Source organism: Paenibacillus sp. FSL M7-0134 (assembly GCF_038007865.1).
Lineage (GTDB): Bacteria > Bacillota > Bacilli > Paenibacillales > Paenibacillaceae > Paenibacillus > Paenibacillus polymyxa_B.
The window spans coordinates 1611878-1634555 of record NZ_JBBOXV010000001.1; the positions used below are offsets into that span (position 1 = coordinate 1611878).

Genomic DNA, 22678 nt, shown 5'->3' on the forward strand with positions numbered 1-22678 from the left:
CATGAAAAAACGCGGTTGGAGTTGGAGCAGGGTTTTGCTCTACGCAGTTCTCATAGTGGGCTCACTGTTTTGTATGTTTCCTTTTTACTGGCTAGTGCGAAGCTCTATGATGGATTTAAGTCAGATTTTTTTGATCCCGCCGAAATGGATTCCAGAGCCTTTTGTATTCGAGAATTTTTTACAGCCGTTTGAAGAGTTATCCTTTGGGCGCTATTTTGTGAATACATTTATCGTCGTTGCGGGTACTTTGGCGGGTGTACTTCTGTCGAGTACCATTTCTGCCTATAGCTTTGCGCGAATGAGATGGAAGGGAAGAGATAAGGTATTTGCCTTGTTATTAAGCAGCATGATGCTGCCGTTTGCAGTCACGCTGATTCCGTCATTTATTGGTTGGCAGGCATTAGGCATGGTTAATTCGTACGTTCCATTGGTATTACCTTCGTTTTTTGGTGGAGGCGTTTTTAATATTTTTTTGCTAAGACAATTCTACATGACGCTACCGCGAGAACTGGATGAAGCTGTATTTGTGGATGGAGGCAATCATTTTACGATTTTCACCCGTATTATTTTGCCTTTGTCGAGGTCGGCGATTTTGGTCATTGGATTGTTTACGTTTTTGAATACATGGAATGATTTTATGGGGCCGCTGGTTTACCTTAATGATGAGAGCAAATTTACGTTGGCGATTGGGCTGCAGCAATTTCAGGGAATATATTCGGCTCAATGGGGCGTTTTGATGGCCGCATCTTTAATTGTAGTCTTGCCTGCTATTATTCTGTTTGCCATAGGACAGAAGTATTTTATGGAAGGGATTGCCTTGACGGGGATTAAAGGATGAGAACAACTGCCAGGTACGCACTTTGATTTTTTTGGAATTTAATATTAAAATGGAAGTAACTTTCGAAAAGGAGATGACGTGAATTGGCAGAGCAAGTGCGTATTGGCAAAACAGATCTATATGTAAAACCAATTGGTTTGGGTGCAAATAAGGTGGGAGGACATAATCTCTTTTCCGGTTTGAATGATGAAACGGGTAAAGAAGTCGTTCGCACAGCTTTGGACAACGGCATCAATTTTCTGGATACGGCTTTTATTTATGGACCTGAGCACTCGGAACGGTTGATTGGTGAGGTATTGAAAGAGCGTGGTCAGCGTGATAAAGCTGTTATTGCCACGAAGGGTGCACACAAATTTGTGAACGGAGAGGTCGTTTTTGACAACTCGCCTGCTTTTTTACGTGAATCCGTTGAATCCAGCCTGAAAAGATTGCAGACCGATTATATCGATCTGTTTTATATCCATTTCCCGGACGAAGCAACGCCGAAGGCAGAAGCGGTCGGAGAACTGAAGAAGCTTAAGGACGAAGGCAAAATCAAGGCTATTGGCGTATCTAACTTTTCCATTGAACAACTTAAGGATGCGAATAGCGACGGTTATGTAGATGTGCTCCAATCCCAATATAATTTGTTTCAACGGGAAGCTGAGAAGGATCTGCTGCCTTATACCAAGGAAAATGGCATTTCGTTTGTGCCTTATTTCCCGCTAGCCTCAGGATTGCTGGGTGGTAAGTATACGAAAGACATGACCTTCACGGACATCAGAGCAAAAAATCCACTGTTTCAGGGAGATGCATTTGCTCGTAATTTGGACAAAGTGGAGCAGGTAAGGGAGATTGCCAATGCGTTGAATGCAGAGGTTGCTCATGTTGTGCTCGCATGGTATTTGACCCGCGATTCGATTGATGCCCTCATTCCAGGGGCGAAGGGGCCGGAGCAGGTGCTGGCGAATTTGAAGACGCTAAATGTCCAATTGAGTCAGGCTGATATCGAAAAGATTGACCACATTTTCAAATAATAAGTGTACCTGAAATTTGCAATTGTATATGTATTCCATCTAGAGAAGCTGCCGGACGGGCGGCTTCTTTTTCGTCCCTCCCTTGCATATCCTTGTAGGGTAAGTCCAACGCTGCGGGGGGATCGGATGATGAGAAGACCGCAATGGCACAGCGCACCCAATAGAAGGCGACGCGGCAGACGTAGAGTATTTTTGATTGTGGTACTGGCGCTGCTGGTGGGAATCATACAGGTGGCTGCTTATGTGGAGCAGCATTTGAAGCCGCCTATGATGCACCTGGCAAAAGTACGGGTCAAACAAATGGCGACGGAGGCTATTAATTCAGCAATTACAGCACAGGTAGAGCAGGGTAAGACGGCTGATAATTTGATCGAATGGAGAACGGATGCACAAGGAAGAACCTCCGGCTTTGTTCTGAATTATGCAGAGCATATGAGAATTACGTCAGACACGCTCAAAGCAGTCAAGGCAACGATGGACAGCATGAGCCATTTTGATGAGAGTGTTCCGATTGGTCAGGCATTGGGCAGTCCACTGTTGGCAGCTTATGGACCAACGGTCCCCCTAAAGGTGGAGCCGCATGGAGCAATCAAGGTGGATTTAAATACCCGTCAACAGGATGCGGGCATAAACATGATCTTGGTGGAAGTGTACATTCGGATTACGACGGAAGTGTCCGTGGTTATACCGTTTGAGATGCAACCTCAGATTGTGGAGACGGAAATTCCGGTTTCTTATTTATTAGTGGTAGGCAACGTTCCGATGTACTACTATGACAATCAGGGGAAACCAGTGGGTAAAAATGGTGCAGCCGCTCCGCAGTTGGCGTTGCCTCCCCATTCCATAGAGAGTAGCGGCGCTGTAGATCCCAGCACAGTAAGTGTTCCAGAGGTACAGGAAGACCAAAACACCTCCAGTCAGTCCCCAACGCCATAGAGCAGAGGGGGACTGACGTGAGACGCTCAGGAAAAACAAAAGGGACCCTATGAGGAGGTCCCTTTTGTTTTTCCTGTTTCTAGCGCTTTGCGTTCGGTCTGTTCCCACTGTCTTAATAACGGATACGGGTCAAAGGACCAATCTGCCCAGCCATTGTCCCGATATATACCATAGTGCAGATGCGGTGGAAACTTGCCTTGGGTACCGGGTTTTCCATAGCCTGAGCTTCCGACCCAGCCAACCGTCTGACCGGGTGTAACGATGTCTCCGTTGTGGACGGTTTTGTCAAAGCCGGAAAGATGCGCATAGTAGTGATAGCGGTTGTTGAGATCTCGGATTCCGATTCGCCATCCGCCGAAGGGATTCCAGCCCTTCATTTCAACTACACCGTAGCAGGTACTGCGAACTGGAACTCCATAGCCAGCAAACAGATCAGTTCCTTCATGTATACGGTAACCGCCCCAGCTACGACGGCTTCCCCATGTGCTGCGGTAGCTATAGATGCTGCCTAAAGGAAGGGGGAAAGCTTGACTGACCAGATCCAGCTTGCCATACGTCCGATACAGCTTGGCAAACTGCTGAACTCTTTGAACTGCGCGGCTGTTATGGTAATATTCCCAAACGGCAATACCAAATTCATCCTCGTTGTTTCCATACTTTCCGAGATAAGATGCGATGCTGAATAGCAGATCCTTGTCATTATTACGGTCAGCGATTCCATCACCCGAACCGTCTTGTCCCAGCCCGGAAAATAGTTCAATGGAACGCGGATTTTGATCCTCCGAATCAGGGTTCATCAGGCCGGACCAGACTGGTCCCGTGATGAAAATACCTATGATCCGTTCCGCATGCTTGCGATCCCTGGGATGGGCCACTGTAAGTGTGCGTTCATACTGGTCGATGGCGGCCAGCCTGTACCAAGGAACTCCAGTCAGGGCTTCGATGGAATGATATAGAGCCAGCCTGGACGTATACGACGAAGACTGAACATGTGAAGCATCTACATTTGCGGTCAGGCTGCTTCTGGCGGACGAGGACTGTAAGTGATTGGCAAAGGCATGGGCAGGAAGCGGACAGGCCGTTGTCAGTGTAGTAGCGCATAACAGCAGCGATAACAAACGAACAGCTCGGGCTGTCCGCGTAGGGTAAGGCACGTGAACCGACCTCCTATAGAAGGGCTTAATCGCCCGGTAAATTCTAGGCCCCGTATTCAATAGCGTGAATAGGGCGCTTTTGTTTAGATTGAGCCATATCCGCCGCTTTTATCCATGTAAAGAGTTTACTTTTTCCGGCATCAATGTCATATCAAAAAGGGAACAATGAATGGAGGTTTTTCCATGGCTTTCATGTTATAATGTATGGCAATGACAGCTTAAGCTTATCAGAAAGAAGGTCTATGCCATTGTCTAGAAAAGTGAAGGAAGCTAAGCCCGACTGGATTCGTATTAAACTTACGACAGGCGATAACTATCAGGAAATCAAGAGCATGATGCGTTCCAAGACATTACATACCGTATGTGAGGAGGCACGATGCCCTAATATATATGAATGCTGGGCCAATAGGACAGCTACATTTATGATTTTGGGTGATACTTGTACGCGTGCGTGTCGTTTTTGCGCAGTAAATACGGGAATGCCTACGGAACTGGACTTGCAGGAGCCTGAACGCGTCGCTGAAGCGGCTGAAAACATGAATTTGAAGCACTGTGTCGTAACCAGTGTGGCTCGCGACGATTTGAAAGATGGAGGTGCTACTATATTTGCAGAAACGGTTCGTGCGATTCGCCGCCGGTTACCTTTTTGCAGTGTAGAAGTATTGATTCCCGATTTTATGGGCGATATTGAATCGCTACGAATCGTCATGGATGCCAAGCCAGATATTCTGAATCATAATATTGAAACGGTGGAGCGAATGTCCGACAAAGTTCGGGCTAAAGCGAAATACCGTCGATCTCTGGAGCTGCTTCAACGTGCGAAGCAATTAAATCCGGCTATTCCAACGAAATCAAGCATCATGCTAGGTGTCGGGGAAGAGTGGGACGAGATCTTACAAACCATGGATGATCTGCGTAAAGTCGATTGTGACATTATGACAATTGGTCAATATTTGCAGCCGTCCGAGAAACATTTATATGTGCAAAAATATTATCCACCGGAAGATTTTGCGAAGTTAAAGGAAGAGGGATTACAGCGGGGATTCAGCCACGTCGAATCCGGACCGTTGGTCCGCAGCTCCTACCAAGCGCATGAGCAGGTGAAGTCAGCCGCTCAGCATAAGGAAGAAGGCGCCCTTTCGCAGGCTTGATCCGGGAAAGGCGGTCAGAATAGCTTGTTTCAAATCGGTGGTAAAAATTATGAATTGTTGCAGGATCACAAGAACGGGTGGAATCCCGAAGCGTTTCGTGATCGGTATAGTGAAGTGCTGGATCGCTATGATTACATTATTGGTGATTGGGGTTACAATCAGCTACGTCTGAAGGGCTTTTATCGAGACGGTCATCCCAAAGCAAATAAGGATACATCTATAGTGATACTGGACGATTACATTAATGAATACTGCAATTTTGGCTGTGCCTATTTTGTGTTGCAAAAAAGTCGTGAAGTGGTTAATAAAAACGGGGTCAATGATGAAATTATTGCTCCAGATATTCAGCAGTTGGTAGATGCTCAAAGGGAACAAGCGGGAACGCTAGAACCCGAAGAGCAGCAAGAAGTATTGCAACATACAGTTGGAGAACAGGAGTGGCCGCAATCACAGCAGGATTCCACAGCTACGGAGGAATCGCGAGTGGAGCAGCCTCGAGAATCCCGGGAACCACGCGAGTTGCAACGTCGGGAATCGAAGGATGCCCAGGAAGTACGTGAGCGACAGCCGCGTGAAGCTCGCGAAAGTCGTCCATCCAGAGAAGGACGTGAAGGAAATCGGCAGCGTGAGCCACGTGAAGCACGCGATTCGCGCCAGCCAAGAGAACCACGTGAAGCAAAGGATGGACGTAATCCGGGTGAAGGGCAGCAAGCTCGGGAACCACGTAGACAGCGCAATCAGCAAGGGAGTTTCGATAAAAAGGAATCGCGTGGACCACGCTATGAGCGTCAATCAAAGGAAAATCGGGAGGGACGGCAAGTTCGTGTCTCTCGTGAACCTGAGGGCCAGCGTCAGACCCAGCCAGCTGCTAAAGCCGAAAGAGCTGAGGGTAGTAAAAAGAATAAAACATTTACAGCTCCACAACAAAACGGTTCCTGAATTTTCAGGGGCCGTTTTGTTTTGTAAGTACCTCCGAAGTCGCCAAGGGCTTATGACCAACTTTTTGCATGTTTTAAAGTAATAGCAATGAATTCCGATAAGGCTGGAGAAATCCACTTATTTTTGTGATAAGCCACTTGAGAGAAAATTTCTTGAAAGCCACCCTCACAGGGAATGATCTTTAACTTTTCTTGATGAAGTTCCTCTATAACTGTCATGAAAGGTAAACAAGTAATACCTAGCCCACTCATTACACATTGTTTGATCGCTTCAATACTCCATAGCTCCATAATTTGAGAAGAAGTAATTTCACGCTCTTCTAAGTATTTTTCAAACATTGTACGGTAAATACAATCTTTCCCATTGGAAATCAAGGCCTCAGTAAGCTTTTTATTTAAAACATTCATCGTAGAGTCAGGGCTTCCTACAACGACAATAGGTTCTTTATTTAATAAATGGACAGTTAAATTAGAATCACGTAATTCCGGCAACATGACAAACGAGACATCCGCACTCCCATTTAGTAGCGCTTTTTGATTATCTCCACAGGTAGCATTACTAAGTTTAATACTCACGTGAGGATATTTTTTCCTATATTCACTTAGTATAGGTTCTAAGCGATAGACCGTTAAAGACTCAGGAGCCGCTATTTTCAACTCTCCTCGCACAGCCTTCTCATCGTTTGCAATGTTTTCAATCTTGCTATAAGTACTTAAAATTTCTTCTGTATACCCCAGCAACCTTTTCCCAACATCCGTCAACTTTACCTTTCGACCCATTCGATCAAACAGGGGGGCACCAATATGTTTTTCTAGTGCCTGAATATGAGAAGTCACTGTAGATTGAGTGTAACCTAAAAATTCTGCTGCCTGTGTGAAACTTCCCCATTCAATGACTTTTTTGAATGTGACAAAATGACGTATTTCCATAACTCACCCACTTTAATCGAATAGTTATCCCTATTGCTATTGACATCATAAAAATCAATGAATTAATTCATGTATTTCAATTTTACCGATAGATAGGCCTATATTACAATGAATAACGGAACTTATTCAACTATCTTTTATTCTGAGGAGAGATTAACTAAATGATTTTTGCAGCATTCCTTTCCTATGTCATTATTACATCTTTTACTCCGGGACCCAGTAATATGTTGGTGATGAATGAAGCAAGAAGATTTGGATTCAAAGGATCGATCCATTTCTTCATTGGAATTATTTCCGGATTTATTATTCTTGGTGTCGTGACATCCTTGTTAACTACACGACTATATGAGTGGTTACCTATAGTAGAACCTTACTTTAAAGTTGTTGGTGCGGCATATTTATTGTATCTGGCATGGAAAATTGCTTTGCCTAAGAAAAGTAATGATCAGGATATGTATCGCCAGTTTTCCTTTTCTTCAGGTTTGTTTTTTCAAATTATCAATATAAAAAGTATCTTATATTTTTTAACAGCGACGTCCAGCTTCATACTTCCATATCAGAATTCAAAAGGATCTATGCTCTTTTTAATATGTCTAACCATCCTCATAGGTTGCGCGGCATTATTACTGTGGGCGATATTTGGTTCAGCTTTTAAAAAGATATTTACAAAATACGATAAAATCATTAATACAATCATGTGTCTGTTACTTATCTATTCTGCCGTTACTCTTTTCTAAGGGGTATGACCAGTGTGGACGGTATAACGGTAGCAAATCTACAAAAACTCATTGGGGTTAGCATCACCTACTCAATTAAAAAAAGAGCCAGATTCGGCTCTTTTATAGGTTCTAATTGAGAAAAGCGTTGCGTACTCGATCCCAAAATGGGAAAGGACGGTAACGAGCGAAGCTGATCTTCTGACTTGCGACCTGACATCGAACAGAGATTAAGTCATCCACAGGAAAGTTGAGGTGATCTACTGTCAATAAAAGACGCTGATCTTTCCGTGAAAAAATATCACAATGATGGTGTTTGGGCAGTAGCAATGGCGATCCCAGTGTCCGATACACACGGTTATTAATGGAAGCGATCTCAGTCAATTGCAATGCTTCAATGGTGGGATGAACCATAGCTCCGCCAAGTGCTTTATTATAGGCGGTCGTTCCTGAGGGGGTAGAAACACATATACCATCACCGCGAAACATTTCAAAGGTGATATCGTTAATATCTACTTGGGCAACGACAGTGCCATCCACCCCTTTTAATGTAAATTCATTCAAGGCAATAAAAGAAGCATTGCCTGACTTCTTGTGAATTTCCAACTCAATCAGTGGATACTTAACGATTCTCGGGTTAAGCGGTCCTTCAGATCCGCTTTGGCTCATCAGGTGGATTAGCTCCTCCAGCTCGTCCGCACGCCAATCAGCGTAAAAGCCTAGATGACCGGTATGTACACCAACAAAGGCAATATCCGGAATGCGGTCGATGAAGGTATGAAACGCATGAAGCATCGTACCATCGCCTCCAATAGACACGACGATTTCCGGCGATTCGGCATCCAGCTTGAAATTCTTTTCTTGGGCAAGACGGTGAAATTGCTGACTCAAGTCCATGGAGTGCTGATCCCCGCGATCCAGAACATAATATCTCAAGATGAAAAGCTCCTTTGTCATGGGTATATATCGATCATAATCAATTATGAGCAAGAACACAATCGTTCATTGCCTGTGTGTTCTTCTCAAACGTACATATAAGCGACTTGTACCCACACTCAACCATGAGAGACTAAGCATTCCAGCCAGTATAAAGGCAAGAAACAGCAGACTTTGCAACAACATGACGGACGAGAAGCCAGGAGACCACGCGATGTCGTATATCGGAGAAAAGACTGGAGAGCTTCCCTGTCCCATAAGAGGCCGCCATAACACGAGAGCTAGCAGTGCTGAGATGATGCCGTGCGCAGCCCGGGCCAACAAAAATGGCAAATAACGAAGATCCGTCATATTTAAAATACTTGCAACCTGCGCATGAACCGACAGCCCGCCCCAGGAGAGAACAAAAGCGGCTGCGGCTACCTTGAATGGTAACGCCGCTGCCGTGGCTTTACCTGCGGCTTGCGCTCCTAAAGTGACTTCGAAAATACCACCCACAATGGACTCCGTTAACGTAGGAGGAAGACCACATGCAGTCAATAGGCTTGCTGTAAGCAGATGAAGCCCGCTCATTAAACCGGAGTTCGTCAAAGCTTCTAAAATGACGCAGAAGAATACAACTAGCCCTCCTACGACAATAATAAGGCGTAGGGAGGAAGTAATCGCCTGACGAAGTAACTCACCCAATGGGCGACCATCTTCCAAACGAGCTGTATGCATGGCATATAATGCTTGGCGTAGGGGTCCAGGCTGCCTATTGCGATCTGCTGCTTTTGTATTCTTGGACTTCGACCAGGCTTTTTGAGTAGGTTGGCGGTCGCTGCGAGTACCTGTTTCCCCTGAACGGGAACCGTGGAAGCGCATAAGCAGCCCGATGATGAGCACGCCACCATAATGGGCCGCGCCTAGTACGAGTGCAATTTCTGGTTGATGGAAGAAGCCAACGGAAACCGCACCGATCAAAAATATCGGATCAGAGGAAGTGGTAAACGCGACCAAACGCTCTCCTTCAATGCGTGTGATCCATTTTTGCTCCCACAGCTTGGCTGTTAGTTTAGCTCCAATCGGGTAACCGGATGCACAGCTGACCGCAGCGACAAAACCCCCACAGCCAGGTACACGGAATAGAGGCTGCATCAGCGGATCCAACAGCGCACCTATGAAATGAACAATTCCGAAACCGAGGAGAAGCTCGGAAATAACGAAAAACGGGAATAAAGACGGAAACAGCACGTCCCACCAGATGGCAAGCCCCCGAAGCCCGGCATTCAGAGAAGATTGCGGGTATACAGCCATAAGCATAAACAGGAATAGCAGTGTAAGGATGAGCAGAGGAAGCGAGTAACGACGGTATAGCGACATAGAGGCCCCTCCTTTGGAGTTGTACTAATATTCCTATGTCGGGGATGGACAAAGAGTACAAAAAAATCAAAGAAAACGGTTACTTTTATTGCTGTATTTTTGTAAATAGTATGTTAAAATAGGAAAACAACGATCCATAACCTTAAGGATGGAGTGATCAGGATGAGTATCGTTGCTGGTCTGTTCGTATGTGCTTTTGTGTATGTTATTCGTGCCTCTCTCGTCCATCCCGGTGAAGAGGATTGGCGGAGTTATTAGTGGTATTTATAGAATGACGAAGCTGTGTGCAACGAAGCACACCCTCTTCATATGTTAAATTGATAAAATGACGCTTATTTTTAGCGTCATTTTTTGTTTTTTGTTATAATACGGGTGTATATTTATTACCATAGCACAGAAAGTTGGAGGAAAAGTGAACCCTAGCCTGAGCATTTATGACAACCTTGGGGGTGCGGAAGGTGTTCGTGCTATTATTGAGGCCTTCTACCCGAGAGTTTATAAAGATCCGTTGTTAAGTCCCCTGTTTCCTAAAGACATGGAACCGGTTAAGGAAAAGCAGTATATGTTCCTGAGCCAGTTTTTTGGAGGACCGTCCCTTTTTTCTGATGCATATGGTCATCCGATGTTACGTGCCAGACATATGAAGTTTCCCGTAACGGAGGAGCGAGCAGAGGCATGGTTGTCTTGTATGGCAGGTGCGTTAACGGATACGGGCATTGAGGAGCCGCTTCGTTCAATCATACTTAACCGTTTGTCTGGTCCTGCGCATCATTTTGTAAATACCCCGTAAGCTTTCGGGGATTGCCGAATTTTGGAGAGGGTTGTAAAAACATTGGAACTTGAACCGTTATATCAGATCAAAATCATTTGCCCACATTGCGAAGAAGAATTTCAGACATCCCGTGTAAGACCAAGCCTAAAGAAGGCCATTCGTACGGATTCAGATTTTTGTGCTTATTATAAGAATGAAAATCCGGATTTTTATGTCGTAAGGGTCTGTCCTCATTGTGGATTTACCTCGACAGAGCACTCTACCGTTCAGTTAAGCGAACAGCAAACCAACATATTCAAGGATAAAATCGGTAATCGCTGGCAGTCTCGCGAATATGGCGGGCATCGTAGCTGGGAAGAGGCATTAGAAACGTATAAACTGGGTTTACTATGTGCCCAGGTCATCGGAGAAAAGGAACGCGTAGTAGCTAGTCTATTACAGCATATCGCTTGGATGTACAGATACCAGGGAAATGAGGAGCAGGAGCTTCGCTTTCTCAAATTTAGCCTGGATTCTTATGTTCGGGTCTATGAGCTGGAGGGTGTCGGGGCGAATAATGCCAAACTGCTTTATCTGATTGGTGAATTGCATCGACGTACAGGCAACTTTAACGAAGCGGTACGCTGGTTTTCGCGTGTCATTAATGACAAAAAGATTATGGATGCAGCCATGATCCGGGCTTCCCGTGAACAGTGGTCTGTACTGCGAGAACAAATGCTGGCTAAAAATTACCAACTGCCGGAGGAAATGCAAGACGCAAGCTCCTCCTGAAGAAATAAAGGTGTGCACTATGGCCGATTTAGGCTCATGGTTCACACCTTGTTTGTAAAACGGGTTATCTTATCTTACAACTGCCTCATGAATTAATGATGACGCAATGTGGTATCTGACAGCAAATAATCGTCATCACAATCCACTAAAGTAACCTTGTTATGGCAGCATGGAAACACAAGCAGCTTTTTCATACCTTCGTGTATGAGCTTAAGTTCTTTTGGCTTCAGGGGCAGCAAAACATTATCATGGTCGCAAAACGGACAAGACTGTACATAAACGTCTCCCATGACGATGTCATAAGGCCAGGTTTTATGAAAAGGGATCATGATTTGTCCGATTCTCCGCCGTTCGGGTCAGCGGTTTCTTCTTTAGCCAGTTCGGCTAGCTTTTGCATCAAAATGTGCTGGGGTGTATGCATAAGGTGTTCCAGCGGAATGCCGAGCTTTTCGGATAATTTCACAGCCGTTTCCGGCGAAATTTGTAAGGGTCTCATCCTGTTTTCCTCCCAATTGTAGTGATTTACTATCACGATGTAGCTTTATTGTATATGAAACCACATGAATTCGCCAAAAAAGAAAGGTGGAACTATTATGAAAACACCGTTAAAGCAAACATGGGATCTGGAATCTATTTTTAGCGGAGGATCTTCCTCTGCCTCATTTCTTGCATTTTTGGAAGAAATGGAAAGCAAGGTCCAACAACTGCAAGCTCAGCTTAAAGCAGCCAAAGTACCACAAACGGTATTGGATACCGAGCGTCTGGATAGTGTACTGAATAGCATACAGGAGCTGTTTAATGGTGCGTCGCAGGCGGGTTCCTTTGTCTCTTGTCTAACTGCTCAAAACCAGCACGACAAGCTGGCTGTTCAACTGGGGGCGCGTGTCAATACGCTATATGCCCAAGGAAAAAGTGCTTTAGTATCTTTCCAGAACTTGCTGGCACAAACCAGTGAAGACATTTGGCAGAAATGGATGGAGCGCGAAGCTATCCAGCCGATTTCTTTTGTCCTGACCGAATATCGGAACGAAGCACGTGAAAAAATGGCTCCTGAGCTGGAAAGCCTTGCATTGGATCTGGCAGTGGATGGCTACCATGGCTGGGGCGACTTTTATGATACCATTGTCAAAAATATGACGATCCCTGTGCCAGAAAATGGCGAGATCGTAAACCTGTCTGTAGGTCAGGCAGCTAATAAGCTGGATGAAGCAGATCGCAGCGTACGTAAAGACGTGTTTGCACGTTGGGAAGAGGCATGGACTCAGGTAGAGGACTATTGCGCGGATACATTGAATCATTTGGCAGGCTTCCGTCTGAAGCTATATGAAAAACGAGGCTGGACAGATGTGCTTAAGGAACCGCTGGAAATCAGCCGTATGTCTGCACAAACGCTGGATACGATGTGGCAGGTTATTAATGAAACAAAGCCTATTGTAGTCAAATACTTGGAGCGGAAAGCAAAACTGCTGGGCTTAGAGAAGTTGTCCTGGCATGACGTTGAAGCTCCGCTGGGGACGTCAACCACTAAAATCCCTTACGACGATGCTGCTGTAACGATTGTTGAGCAATTTGGTAAATTTAGCTCGAGAATGGCTGACTTTGCCCAAATGGCTTTTGAGAAAAGCTGGATCGAAGCAGAAGATCGTCCAGGCAAACGTCCGGGTGGTTTCTGTACATCTCTGCGTCTGAGCAAAGAGACCCGTATTTTTATGACCTATGCCGGATCCCCATCCAATGTTTCGACACTGGCCCATGAGCTCGGACATGGTTATCATCAGCATGTGATGAATGAATTGCACCCATTGAATCAAAATTATGCCATGAACGTAGCTGAGACGGCATCGACGCTGGCAGAACTAATTGTATCAGATGCGTTGCTGGAAGCTGCCGAGGGTCAGGAAAAGGTAGCTTTGCTGGAGGATAAAATTCAGCGTGGTGTAGCCTTCTTTATGAACATTCATGCCCGTTTCCTGTTTGAAACCCGTTTTTACGAGCTGCGGAAAAAAGGAGTCGTAGGAGCACAACAATTAAGCGAGTTGATGGAACAAGCGCAGCGTGAAGCGTTTAGTGGTGTCCTGGATGAGGCTCATCCTCATTTTTGGGCATCCAAGCTGCATTTCTATATTACGAATACTCCATTCTACAACTTCCCGTACACATTCGGGTATATGTTCAGTGCAGGAATTTACGCTTTTGCGAAGGAAAATCCTGACGGCTTCGCCGACCAATATGATGCCTTGCTGCGTGATACAGGTCGCATGACAGTCGAAGAATTGGCTTCCAAGCACTTAGGTACCGATTTAACACAGGCTGACTTCTGGCGTAATGCTGCGCAAGTTACTGTTCAGGATATTGAGCAATTTTTACAAATGACAAAATAACGGATTTACACTTTAGAGGTCTCCCACGAGGGAGGCCTTTTTTGTAATTTTTGCAGAAGATGATGAATAAAGTCGCAAAATGTCGAAGTGTAATTAACATTACCTGTTGGCGAAATTTAAAATGATGGATATACTTAGAAAATAGTTATAAATACCCAATTATGTTGGTTTTGATTGTAAGGTTAAAAATCTTCGCATATAATTGAGCCGTAAGACCTATTAAATATTTTTGGATAAGGTATATAGGAGGGTTTTTGTAATGGATGAAGTAGGTCAATTGTCGTTGGCAAGGCAGATGGATATCGTTTTAAAAGAACTGGATAATGAACTGGCGGGTTTGTCGTCAGGTATCGTATTTGTACAAATACGTAACAATGTAGTTGGGAAATTTGGGATTCGTCATAATCCGCTTGCAGGTAAAGGTGGCACATTTGCAGCAGTAGAACCGGGGTTATCAGTAAAGCATCGGGAGGATTTTCGGCGTATGGCCCTAGAAACGCTAAATCATAAGCGTAGCTGGACTCATGGTGAGATTGCTTTCGATTTTGCCATCAGACAAGGAACGATTTTGGTAGATGCAACACTGGAGTCCAACTACAACATGGCGAATCTCATGATCCGCTACAACAAGCCTACATACCGAGCGGCTAATTCGGAATAAACATTTATATGAGAATTTTGCAAAAATCCCATAAGCGACTTCCAATGAACAAGATATAGATCGAAATGGTTAGTTCGTCTATATCTTGCACTTCGGAGCGACTGGAATCGAATTTTGCAAAATCCTGATAAAAAAGAGTAAAGAAAAGGCGGCCTTCCTAGGGAAGACCGCCTTTGTTATATGCCCGTTATAACGCATTTTGGTAAATTACGATGAACGGAATGCTCACGCGGAATAATGACGCTTATTGACCTGAACGACCTGATAATTGCTGTTCGGCCAGCTGTACCAAGCGTTTAGTGATATAGCCTCCCAGAGAACCAGCTTCACGGGATGGCATGTCACCGTAGTAACCATCTGCCGGAATGGTGATGCCCAGCTCTTGTGCAGCTTCATATTTCAATTGTTGCAATGCGTTGTTGGCTTGAGGAACAACTAGGTTGTTACTGCGACGGCTTCTGCCTTGATTAGCTTCATTCATGTGTAGTCACCTCCTTCGGCTGTGATGAGGTTAGTATGCGACAGAGTTATGAAAATATGCGCCGAAGGAAGAAAAGTGACTAGAGGAAAATTAAGGATATATGATATGAATCTGAGTTTTGAGGTCGATGGATTGCTGAGGCTCCAGACGGATCAGCCCGGCTTCCCCGACAGGATCAGGTGAATTGGGTGCATCAGGCAGCCATGTATAAGGCTCAATGCAAAGATACTGGTCGCATTCACCTTTGGTATATAAAACCCAATACTTATAGTATTGCTCATCTGCTGTGTAGCGGATTTGATAACCGTCGTCACGGGTCAAAAGAGCTTCAGCAGGGCCTTCCGTTGCCCGCAGCAAAGTATCTAGATTTGTTCCTTTCAAAGAAAGACCCGAAGAGAGCTGCTCCAAGTCATCTAACGAAGTAATGATACCTGTAGGTAGCTGTTCAGCATCCTGCTCATATACGCCGTTCACAGGCAGCTTTAGGCGCCAGCGCTCAGGTTCTCCGTCCACCATAAACCAAGTGTGATATCCCAAGCCAAATGGGGCTGCTTTTTCACCTAAATTCGTTACGCGCAGCGTTTGACTTAATACAGCACCCTGCAAGCGATACGTCATCTCCAAACGTAAAGGAATGGGGAATTGTTCCATCCAGTGCGGATCACTTTCTGTCAAAAGCTCAGTAGTAACACTGCAACCTTCTTCATCCTCTTCAATATCACTGCAGCGCCAGGACTGATTACGATGCAGACCGTGTATATGATTGTCATTGGCAGTATTTCGGTCGAACTGATAAGGAACACCGTCAAACTCAAATTGTCCCTTGCGAATTCGGCCTGGAGGAATCAAAATGGGCAAGCCAAAATGATAAGGCTTTTGTAAATAGAAAGCCAATTCTTCCTCACCAGGCCGACGTACGATATCCCGGTCGAGCTTCAGATCACGCACTGAGATAATATTATTCCCGAGGCGAGGGATCATCGTAACTTCGAGTTCACCACTATGTAAAACATACGTGTCGTAACCGTTCCAGTGTTCTTTGGTCACTTGTTTCATATCCATGCTCCTTTGTCCACTATAATCGGTTGAAGCTTCGTGTCATTATGATAACAGATTTTTGATCGTAGGGCACAATCGTCATTTGACAATAACATTATGCGGAATTATCATTAATGTAGTTTAGAAAGTAATGACATGGATAACACGATGATGAGGACAAGTAAGCTTTCGCATAAGCTCTTCAGAAAGCCGGTGGTGGATGGGAACCGGTGAGCCTGCACTGCTGAATGGACCTTGGAGTGCCGCACAGAACAGGATTCTACTGTCCTCAGTATGACGGCCGATTGCTCCCCGTTAACGGAGCTTTAAGATTGCAGGCAGCCACGGAGCATAGCTCTGACAAGTAATAGGCTGACGGCAATGAATAAGGGTGGTACCACGGTCTCGCGTCCCTTGAGGATGCGGGGCCTTTTTGCGTTCTAATTTTGAAATAAACTGAGGAGGAAGAATATGAAAACTGTACTTTCAGGTATTCAGCCTAGCGGACAACTTACTTTGGGCAATTACATTGGTGCAATGAAAAACTTTGTCAAATTGCAAGAGGATCATCAATGCTACTTTATGGTCGTGGACCTTCATGCAATTACCGTACCGCAGGAACCGGCCCAATTACGTGAGCAGTCGGAGGCGGTAGCGGCATTATTTATCGCAGCAGGTATTAACCCGGATAAATCCAATGTCTTTTTACAATCCCATGTTCCTCAGCACGCTGAGCTGGGATGGTTGATGACAACACTGACGAATATGGGCGAGCTGGAACGTATGACTCAGTTTAAGGACAAAGCGGCAGGCAAGGACTCCGTAGGAGCAGGGCTGTTCGTATATCCATCGTTGATGGCAGCTGACATTTTGCTCTACAACGCGGATCTCGTTCCGGTAGGCGACGATCAGAAACAGCATCTGGAGCTGACACGCGATTTGGCGGGTCGCTTTAATCACCGTTACGGAGATTATTTTACTGTTCCCGAACCGTATATCCCTGAAGTAGGGGCGAGAATTATGTCCCTGGATGATGTATCTAAAAAAATGAGTAAGAGCAATCCGAATGCAGGCAGCTTTATTGCCCTGCTGGACGAACCGAAAGTCATACGCAAGAAAATTAGCCGCGCTACGACCGATTCTGGTAGTGAGGTTAGATATGATCCGGCCAATAAACCAGAAATTAGTAATCTGATGGGCATCTACAGTCAGTGTTCCGGTTTGTCGCTCCAAGAAGTGCAGGATCGCTATGAAGGTCAAATGTACGGAACATTTAAAAAAGAACTGGCAGAGACCGTTGTAGCTATGCTTGAACCGATTCAGCAGCGCTATCGCGACATCCGGGAATCCGGTGAGATTGGACGTATTTTGGCCCAATCCGCAGAGCGCGCACAAGAAGCGGCTGAAGTCACGTTGTCTGCGGTCAAAGAGCGCATGGGCTTTCTGCCACGTCTACGCTAAAGCATATTGAGGCGAACGGATTAGGCCTTTTATAAGATTGGATTAGGAGCGGCGTTGTCGAGCTTTGACCACGAAACCCCAGCCGATATTGCCGACAGATAATAGCCCAAGTAGAATGGCAAGCCATGCGGAATAACTGATGGATATAGCGGCTGCGGTCAGCAGGACAATGGATGAAACGGCGAACCACAGGGATAAACCTTTGCTCATTGGTAAAAACCTCCAGTGTTCGAATGTTGAATTTCAGGAATAAGTAGTTGTAAGCGAGCCATAATAATCTTGCAAGCTTGCAATGAACCTCACTCACAAAGAACTGAAAGGAGATTCAAATATGAGCAGACGTCGTTCAAACAACCTGCAAGTACCGCAGGCCAACGCCGCTTTACAACAATTAAAATATGAGGCAGCTCAAGAACTTGGCATCACCATCCCTCAGGACGGTTACTTCGGTAATGTTGTTTCCCGCGAAACAGGTTCGCTTGGGGGATATATCACGAAAAAGCTGGTCCAACAAGCAGAACAATCCTTGTCGGGCAGCAGCCGTTTGCAGTAATACACATAAACACTCCATCTTGGAAGCTGTATTATGAGCAACTGTGATGAAGAAAATCCGGAGCGATCATGCTCCGGATTTTTTTACGCATGGCTTATGACCATTGTGAATCACGCAAGTCCGCTTCGTCAAGAGGGCGCTTTCATGAGATCTGATTTTTTGCGGGAATGACCAAAAAAAGCAAGCTCCCAGATTAAGGGGAACTTGCTGTCTGTTGTTCATACGGCTTGTTGTTAGCTTGTAAGCAGGTTTTAATTCGTATGCAGGGAGAGGCGTTTTTGCATCTTTTCGTCACTGAGCCATCCAATATAGCTGTTGATCAGTCCGAACTGCTTATCCATCGCGACCACAGCCACAAATGGATATTGTCTCCGGTGTCGATACCTTACGTCTCCCCATCGCACAATGTAGCCCCATTCCAGTTCCTCCACCTCGGCAACGGCAAAGGAGGAAAAATAGCGAAATGCCTGCACATCGCGATAGGATTTGGAGGCTTCTACGGCAGGATGTGTGGATGGAATTGCATGTTTCGTCCAAAATAAGTGTTTGCCATTTAATCCGCCAATGTCATAACTTCCATTCTGATGAGCTTTTACCACATGCCACCGATTCCATGATACGGTGGGAATGATATAATAGATGTCGCCCTCCTGACGCTCATTGTCCATATTACGTACCGCTTTTCTGGTTATAAAATGACTCCAGGTTCGCCAAATGTAATATAGGCCAATAATAACGTACAGCGTAATAAATAAGGGAGCGGGTGGAGTCAATCCGGTGATCCACAGCATAATCGCAGCAACATGGGTGCCAAAAATAAAGGGATCAAAAATATGGATGATATTCCAAGATATCCACTTGTTTGTAAATGGCCGGAATGCCTGTGTTCCGTACGTATTAAATAAATCTGTGAATACATGCAGGCAGACGGCAATCGTTACCCATAATGCTACATGACCTGGGGGCACATCTCTGAAGATCAGGCAAATCAGTCCTGTTATGGACAAGATCCATATCAACCAGAAGGGAATTGAATGCGACAGTCCACGGTGATTGCGAATGTAGGCTGCATTGTTTTTCAACCGAAGCAAAGTGTCAAAATCCGGAGCTTGTGACCCTACGACTGTAGCGAGCAGTATGACTGCGGCCAACTTTGGATCTCCGGCGACGACAGGATCAGTGTAGGCCAGCCCGGCCAATCCGATTCCCATGACAAAGTGTGTGGCTGTATCCATATCTGTCGCTCCTTTTGTATTGTTTCCTGTACTTATTACTACCCAAATTTACTGTAAACGATCAGCAGGGGCGATTTGCCATCGGAATTGTGAACGTTTTGTGCGTTTTCTGTCAAACTTTTTGGGGTAGGTATATGATAAAATTTATATCGGAGTTCAACTTACTCCCGAATTCATACATCTCTAAGGGGGAGTTACTCACAATGGATAATATAAGTTATAAGACTTCTTCGGATGCGGCTACCTATTCTGTAAAATCTAAACCACCCGGTAAAGCGGGCACTTGGAAAGATTTTATTACAGTTACCAAGCCAGGCATCCTTCGTACCAATCTGGTTGCAGCCTTTGGTGGTTTTTGGTTAGCATCGCAATGGGATGTTGACTATATAAAGCTAATTCTTACACTTTTAGGTACAATGCTGGTTATGGCGTCTTCTTGTGTTTTTAACAACTATTTTGACCGTGAGCTGGATTTGAAAATGGAGCGTACACGTAATCGCTCACTGCCAACAGGGCGTCTGACCCCTACAACGGTGTTGTCATACGCTATTATTTTGGGCGTTGTTGGGTTAGCTGTTCTATTCTCCTTCTCTGGTGTAACGGCAGGATTACTGGGATTACTTGGTATGTTCGTCTACGTCGGTATTTATACACTTTGGTTAAAACGTTCGTCTACATGGAGCACATCCATCGGCGGTATTTCTGGTGCAATGCCTCCGGTGATTGGTTATGTGGCCGCTTCGGGTCGTATTGATATGGGCGCTTGGCTCTTATTCGCTCTCCTGTTCTTATGGCAGCCTCCTCACTTTTGGGCACTTGCTATTCGCAGAGTTGAGGAATATCGCGCAGCAGGATTTCCGTTGTTGCCAGTCGTAAAAGGTATCCATCGGACGAAGATTCAGATGATTCCTTATATTGTATTGCTGATTCCGGTACCCATCCTTATGTATGCTTATGGATATGCCGGTATGATTTTTATGATCGTGTCCGTGTTACTGTCCGTGCTGTGGGCATTCTATGCCTTTAAAGGTTTTACGATAAAGGAAGAAGAAACGGATTCCTGGGCGAAGAAAGTATTTTTCTTTTCCATTAACCATCTGACACTCAGTTTCTTGCTGATGATCGTCGATACGGTTCATAAGTTCTAATGTCATTTTAGAGGCATTTTATAGTGCACCATATAGCTGTCCAACAGGCATTGAAAGCGGCCTGAGGACAGCTTTTTGTTATTTTAAAGACTAAAGAACAGGTGGCGGGTATATAATGTATTCTTCCAACCCTGCTTTTTCCAATTGAGCGATCACATATTCGTCTGGAGTGCCTTCTACGCCAGCGTATCCTTTGCGGGTATACATATGGTAGGCATCCGGAAAAGAGTCTGCAAGTACACCCCTTATTTTTTTCCCTGAGCTGTCATTGTCCATAAACAAATATATTTCGTCGTGCTTGGCCCGCTTGTGGAGGGATTCCAGTTTTATAGAGTTTAGTGTGCCGAAGGTGCATAAAATGTGGACCTCCGGGTCAAGTAATCGGCGAAGTTTGCTGCGGTCATTTTTCCCTTCGACGATCACGGTTATCGCCATTTAAGCTCACCCCTTGTCTGATACATATGCTCGAAATTCCCCGGGAAATGAAGAATATGTGTATAGTGTAGCTCCAAATAGGGTTCTCATGCAAAAAATAACAAAACAGCCTGCCAGAAGTGGCAGGCATGGCACAAGGGGCAACATGTTAGGGCAATTCGGACATTAAATCCAGCAAGTACGGAGAATGATGACGAGCAAAATATAAAGAACAAGAATGGTGCCAGTTGAAGTTCCAATAGGGCAAGGATGACAGTGGCTCACAGGCTGCACCTCCCTTTGTTAGTGAATGTTCAGTCAAAATAGTCTATGTGGATAGGGGGATGGTGTACTGTGCATTTGCCCTCTTGAACGGCATTTTGGGCTTTAAAGGTAGCATATTAGCAAACCACTGCCTCAGACTAGCTAGGAATGATAAGGTCCTGAGGCAGACAGTGGCGGCGTCGGAGATAAGCGCTTAACGGGAACGAATAGCAGGCCAGCCATCAGAATCAGAAATGCGATAAAAAAAGGAGAAATGTGATCGGGTAGCTGACCTGCCAGTACAGGTCCGGCAAAGGAGCCGATAGATGTTGCAATAGACTGTAGTGCAAAGGTTTTGCCCAGTCGCGCACCTCCAATTCGTATGAAAAGAGAGGCTAATGCTGGGAAAATGATGCCTTTGGCTGTTCCCAAAATAAAAAGTATGATACCAATCGCCGCTTCGGGCGTGGTGGCGAGTGCGTAGAAACTTAGAGACATCAAAATAATGCCACAAAGTAGTCGCGCCATGGGTGAATATTTGTTCAGAAACAGCAGGCTGAGCGTACAAAGTGCTCCCAAACTGATGATGGAAAAGAGCAATCCGGTGGACATCATGGACGCAGAACCGTTATTTCGTAATGGGATTTCGTAAAATAAAATGCCTTGTGCACACGCCAAAACAAAAGGAAGGAGCAGGTAGCGCCAATTGAATGGTAAACGCGTCTTCTGTACCCCGGATAGTGGAGCAGGTGTCGCATGACCATCTGATAATTGGGCCTGTGGAGCGGGTGCTGTTTTGGGCAAGGTGAAATAAGCCATGAGTCCCGTGACTACGAGAATGATGCCAAGGGAACTAAACGTCTCACTAAAGCCGAAACTGGCTACGATAAATGCACCGGCGGCTGGAGACAGGACAGAGGCCAATGTGTGAACGACACCATGTCCCGACATATATTTGCCCTGCGTAACTGGATGATCGGATAGCTGTGCCAACATGGCCAGACAGGCTGGAGATAAAAAGGCCAACACAAAACCGCTAATCGCCCGAAGAAAAAGTAATTCCCACGGTGTGTGGATGTACGATTGAATGATAAGAATAATGCCTGCGGCTGTTAGGCTGAACATAATATATCGGCGGCTGCCGTGTTTGTCGACCTTGGGGCCGGCCATCAAATTACCAGGCAGGTGAGTTAGAGAGTAAATCCCCATCATCCAGCCAATAAAAGTAGGTGCTGCACCCAGGGAGATAGCGAATGGTGTCAAAATAGGATATTGTGCATGCAGATCGAAAAAGGCAATGAATAAAAAAAGATACAGCCAGAGGGCTGTTTTCATGGGATGACCCCCCTTCCCTAATGTAAACTTTCATGTTGCACTACGTATCGGCCCTTCCTAAGTTGTACGCTGGAGTGGACGAACATAGACCACTTTGTATGGACAAGAATTGAATAACAAGGTATGTAAAAGAGCTAAGCTGACAGGGCATCACGTAATCATGTATAATTACAGAGACAATTTTGTG

At 45.3% G+C, this 22678-nt stretch carries 25 protein-coding genes and 1 other annotated feature; of the genes, 13 read left to right on the forward strand and 12 right to left on the reverse strand.

Annotated elements, in window-relative coordinates:
- The first annotated feature begins 1 nt into the window (after window position 1).
- The 3 genes from NSQ58_RS07135 (at window position 2) to yunB (ending at window position 2790) form a co-directional block, all read left to right on the forward strand.
- Window positions 2-838 (forward strand): carbohydrate ABC transporter permease, encoded by an 837-nt coding sequence (locus tag NSQ58_RS07135; protein WP_028541414.1) that lies wholly within the window; start codon window positions 2-4, stop codon window positions 836-838.
- 83 nt (window positions 839-921) lie between these two features.
- The gene (locus NSQ58_RS07140) at window positions 922-1854 is read left to right on the forward strand and encodes an aldo/keto reductase (RefSeq protein WP_023990214.1); all 933 of its coding nucleotides are present in this window, start codon (window positions 922-924) and stop codon (window positions 1852-1854) included.
- 126 nt (window positions 1855-1980) lie between these two features.
- Entirely contained in the window at window positions 1981-2790 is an 810-nt protein-coding gene (yunB, locus tag NSQ58_RS07145; protein ID WP_023990213.1) for a sporulation protein YunB, read from the forward strand.
- Window positions 2791-2837: 47 nt separating this feature from the next.
- Here yunB and NSQ58_RS07150 read toward each other — a convergent pair whose 3' ends face one another.
- On the reverse strand, window positions 2838-3944 hold the full coding sequence (locus tag NSQ58_RS07150; protein WP_341057100.1) for a M23 family metallopeptidase: 1107 nt from the start codon (window positions 3942-3944) through the stop codon (window positions 2838-2840).
- A gap of 248 nt (window positions 3945-4192) precedes the next feature.
- On the opposite strand from NSQ58_RS07150, the gene lipA reads away from it, so the two are divergent.
- Window positions 4193-5095 carry a lipoyl synthase gene (gene lipA / locus NSQ58_RS07155; protein ID WP_023990211.1) on the forward strand — a complete coding sequence of 301 codons (903 nt, stop codon included), beginning with the start codon at window positions 4193-4195 and terminating at the stop codon, window positions 5093-5095.
- 24 nt (window positions 5096-5119) lie between these two features.
- Complete coding sequence (locus tag NSQ58_RS07160; protein ID WP_341057101.1) at window positions 5120-6034, forward strand: YutD-like domain-containing protein; 915 nt, start codon at window positions 5120-5122, stop codon at window positions 6032-6034.
- 50 nt (window positions 6035-6084) lie between these two features.
- On the opposite strand, the gene NSQ58_RS07165 is transcribed toward NSQ58_RS07160, so the two are convergent.
- On the reverse strand, window positions 6085-6963 hold the full coding sequence (locus NSQ58_RS07165) for a LysR family transcriptional regulator (RefSeq protein ID WP_254348702.1): 879 nt from the start codon (window positions 6961-6963) through the stop codon (window positions 6085-6087).
- A gap of 161 nt (window positions 6964-7124) precedes the next feature.
- On the opposite strand from NSQ58_RS07165, the gene NSQ58_RS07170 reads away from it, so the two are divergent.
- On the forward strand, window positions 7125-7700 hold the full coding sequence (locus NSQ58_RS07170; RefSeq protein WP_341057104.1) for a LysE family transporter: 576 nt from the start codon (window positions 7125-7127) through the stop codon (window positions 7698-7700).
- 111 nt (window positions 7701-7811) lie between these two features.
- Here NSQ58_RS07170 and NSQ58_RS07175 read toward each other — a convergent pair whose 3' ends face one another.
- Together NSQ58_RS07175 and ylbJ are read right to left on the reverse strand one after the other, a co-directional pair.
- Complete coding sequence (locus NSQ58_RS07175; RefSeq protein WP_013372943.1) at window positions 7812-8615, reverse strand: NAD kinase; 804 nt, start codon at window positions 8613-8615, stop codon at window positions 7812-7814.
- A 66-nt stretch (window positions 8616-8681) separates the two neighbouring features.
- Window positions 8682-9977 carry a sporulation integral membrane protein YlbJ gene (gene ylbJ / locus NSQ58_RS07180; protein ID WP_023990209.1) on the reverse strand — a complete coding sequence of 432 codons (1296 nt, stop codon included), beginning with the start codon at window positions 9975-9977 and terminating at the stop codon, window positions 8682-8684.
- Window positions 9978-10389: 412 nt separating this feature from the next.
- Here ylbJ and NSQ58_RS07185 point away from each other — a divergent pair, with 412 nt between their 5' ends.
- Window positions 10390-10767: a globin domain-containing protein gene (locus NSQ58_RS07185; protein WP_023990208.1), complete on the forward strand. Its 378-nt coding sequence runs from the start codon at window positions 10390-10392 to the stop codon at window positions 10765-10767.
- A 42-nt stretch (window positions 10768-10809) separates the two neighbouring features.
- Entirely contained in the window at window positions 10810-11520 is a 711-nt protein-coding gene (locus NSQ58_RS07190; protein WP_445671672.1) for a DUF2225 domain-containing protein, read from the forward strand.
- Window positions 11521-11612: 92 nt separating this feature from the next.
- Here the strand turns inward: NSQ58_RS07190 and NSQ58_RS07195 are convergent, their stop codons facing one another.
- Window positions 11613-11849 (reverse strand): hypothetical protein, encoded by a 237-nt coding sequence (locus NSQ58_RS07195; protein ID WP_023990206.1) that lies wholly within the window; start codon window positions 11847-11849, stop codon window positions 11613-11615.
- Window positions 11846-12016: a YycC family protein gene (locus NSQ58_RS07200; protein WP_014277894.1), complete on the reverse strand. Its 171-nt coding sequence runs from the start codon at window positions 12014-12016 to the stop codon at window positions 11846-11848. Before NSQ58_RS07200 ends, NSQ58_RS07195 begins: the two co-directional genes overlap by 4 nt.
- A 97-nt stretch (window positions 12017-12113) precedes the next feature.
- Here NSQ58_RS07200 and NSQ58_RS07205 point away from each other — a divergent pair, with 97 nt between their 5' ends.
- Together NSQ58_RS07205 and NSQ58_RS07210 are read left to right on the forward strand one after the other, a co-directional pair.
- Window positions 12114-13901 (forward strand): M3 family oligoendopeptidase, encoded by a 1788-nt coding sequence (locus NSQ58_RS07205; protein WP_028541419.1) that lies wholly within the window; start codon window positions 12114-12116, stop codon window positions 13899-13901.
- Between the two features lie 259 nt (window positions 13902-14160).
- Window positions 14161-14562: a hypothetical protein gene (locus NSQ58_RS07210; protein WP_023990204.1), complete on the forward strand. Its 402-nt coding sequence runs from the start codon at window positions 14161-14163 to the stop codon at window positions 14560-14562.
- Between the two features lie 244 nt (window positions 14563-14806).
- Here NSQ58_RS07210 and NSQ58_RS07215 read toward each other — a convergent pair whose 3' ends face one another.
- Window positions 14807-15043, reverse strand: coding sequence for an alpha/beta-type small acid-soluble spore protein (locus NSQ58_RS07215; protein ID WP_013311861.1), 237 nt, complete (start codon window positions 15041-15043; stop codon window positions 14807-14809).
- Window positions 15044-15133: 90 nt separating this feature from the next.
- A complete protein-coding gene (locus NSQ58_RS07220; RefSeq protein WP_023990203.1) occupies window positions 15134-16099 on the reverse strand; it encodes an aldose 1-epimerase in 966 nt (321 codons plus the stop codon).
- 141 nt (window positions 16100-16240) lie between these two features.
- Window positions 16241-16499, forward strand: a binding site (T-box leader).
- Window positions 16500-16552: 53 nt separating this feature from the next.
- On the opposite strand from NSQ58_RS07220, the gene trpS reads away from it, so the two are divergent.
- Window positions 16553-17542 (forward strand): tryptophan--tRNA ligase, encoded by a 990-nt coding sequence (gene trpS, locus NSQ58_RS07225; RefSeq protein WP_071558285.1) that lies wholly within the window; start codon window positions 16553-16555, stop codon window positions 17540-17542.
- Window positions 17543-17584: 42 nt separating this feature from the next.
- On the opposite strand, the gene NSQ58_RS07230 is transcribed toward trpS, so the two are convergent.
- Window positions 17585-17752: a hypothetical protein gene (locus NSQ58_RS07230; protein WP_007431986.1), complete on the reverse strand. Its 168-nt coding sequence runs from the start codon at window positions 17750-17752 to the stop codon at window positions 17585-17587.
- Between the two features lie 121 nt (window positions 17753-17873).
- Between NSQ58_RS07230 and NSQ58_RS07235 the strand changes: the two genes are divergently transcribed.
- The gene (locus NSQ58_RS07235) at window positions 17874-18095 is read left to right on the forward strand and encodes an alpha/beta-type small acid-soluble spore protein (protein ID WP_013311857.1); all 222 of its coding nucleotides are present in this window, start codon (window positions 17874-17876) and stop codon (window positions 18093-18095) included.
- Between the two features lie 251 nt (window positions 18096-18346).
- Here the strand turns inward: NSQ58_RS07235 and NSQ58_RS07240 are convergent, their stop codons facing one another.
- On the reverse strand, window positions 18347-19330 hold the full coding sequence (locus NSQ58_RS07240) for a metal-dependent hydrolase (protein ID WP_023990200.1): 984 nt from the start codon (window positions 19328-19330) through the stop codon (window positions 18347-18349).
- Between the two features lie 203 nt (window positions 19331-19533).
- Between NSQ58_RS07240 and cyoE the strand changes: the two genes are divergently transcribed.
- A complete protein-coding gene (gene cyoE / locus NSQ58_RS07245; RefSeq protein WP_023990199.1) occupies window positions 19534-20478 on the forward strand; it encodes a heme o synthase in 945 nt (314 codons plus the stop codon).
- A 90-nt stretch (window positions 20479-20568) separates the two neighbouring features.
- On the opposite strand, the gene NSQ58_RS07250 is transcribed toward cyoE, so the two are convergent.
- Complete coding sequence (locus NSQ58_RS07250; protein ID WP_029518206.1) at window positions 20569-20913, reverse strand: toprim domain-containing protein; 345 nt, start codon at window positions 20911-20913, stop codon at window positions 20569-20571.
- A 405-nt stretch (window positions 20914-21318) separates the two neighbouring features.
- The gene (locus tag NSQ58_RS07255) at window positions 21319-22491 is read right to left on the reverse strand and encodes an MFS transporter (RefSeq protein WP_023990196.1); all 1173 of its coding nucleotides are present in this window, start codon (window positions 22489-22491) and stop codon (window positions 21319-21321) included.
- Window positions 22492-22678: the final 187 nt, after the last annotated feature.

Excerpts from the sequence above, each read along its gene's own strand:
- NSQ58_RS07135 (WP_028541414.1), top strand. The coding sequence starts at position 2 with ATGAAAAAACGCGGTTGGAGTTGGAGCAGGGTTTTGCTCTACGCAGTT.
- yunB (WP_023990213.1), top strand. The coding sequence starts at position 1,981 with ATGATGAGAAGACCGCAATGGCACAGCGCACCCAATAGAAGGCGACGC.
- NSQ58_RS07165 (WP_254348702.1), bottom strand. The coding sequence starts at position 6,963 with ATGGAAATACGTCATTTTGTCACATTCAAAAAAGTCATTGAATGGGGA.
- NSQ58_RS07170 (WP_341057104.1), top strand. The coding sequence starts at position 7,125 with ATGATTTTTGCAGCATTCCTTTCCTATGTCATTATTACATCTTTTACT.
- ylbJ (WP_023990209.1), bottom strand. The coding sequence starts at position 9,977 with ATGTCGCTATACCGTCGTTACTCGCTTCCTCTGCTCATCCTTACACTG.
- NSQ58_RS07195 (WP_023990206.1), bottom strand. The coding sequence starts at position 11,849 with ATGATCCCTTTTCATAAAACCTGGCCTTATGACATCGTCATGGGAGAC.
- NSQ58_RS07200 (WP_014277894.1), bottom strand. The coding sequence starts at position 12,016 with ATGAGACCCTTACAAATTTCGCCGGAAACGGCTGTGAAATTATCCGAA.
- NSQ58_RS07205 (WP_028541419.1), top strand. The coding sequence starts at position 12,114 with ATGAAAACACCGTTAAAGCAAACATGGGATCTGGAATCTATTTTTAGC.
- NSQ58_RS07210 (WP_023990204.1), top strand. The coding sequence starts at position 14,161 with ATGGATGAAGTAGGTCAATTGTCGTTGGCAAGGCAGATGGATATCGTT.
- NSQ58_RS07215 (WP_013311861.1), bottom strand. The coding sequence starts at position 15,043 with ATGAATGAAGCTAATCAAGGCAGAAGCCGTCGCAGTAACAACCTAGTT.
- NSQ58_RS07220 (WP_023990203.1), bottom strand. The coding sequence starts at position 16,099 with ATGAAACAAGTGACCAAAGAACACTGGAACGGTTACGACACGTATGTT.
- trpS (WP_071558285.1), top strand. The coding sequence starts at position 16,553 with ATGAAAACTGTACTTTCAGGTATTCAGCCTAGCGGACAACTTACTTTG.
- NSQ58_RS07230 (WP_007431986.1), bottom strand. The coding sequence starts at position 17,752 with ATGAGCAAAGGTTTATCCCTGTGGTTCGCCGTTTCATCCATTGTCCTG.
- NSQ58_RS07235 (WP_013311857.1), top strand. The coding sequence starts at position 17,874 with ATGAGCAGACGTCGTTCAAACAACCTGCAAGTACCGCAGGCCAACGCC.
- NSQ58_RS07240 (WP_023990200.1), bottom strand. The coding sequence starts at position 19,330 with ATGGATACAGCCACACACTTTGTCATGGGAATCGGATTGGCCGGGCTG.
- cyoE (WP_023990199.1), top strand. The coding sequence starts at position 19,534 with ATGGATAATATAAGTTATAAGACTTCTTCGGATGCGGCTACCTATTCT.
- NSQ58_RS07250 (WP_029518206.1), bottom strand. The coding sequence starts at position 20,913 with ATGGCGATAACCGTGATCGTCGAAGGGAAAAATGACCGCAGCAAACTT.
- NSQ58_RS07255 (WP_023990196.1), bottom strand. The coding sequence starts at position 22,491 with ATGAAAACAGCCCTCTGGCTGTATCTTTTTTTATTCATTGCCTTTTTC.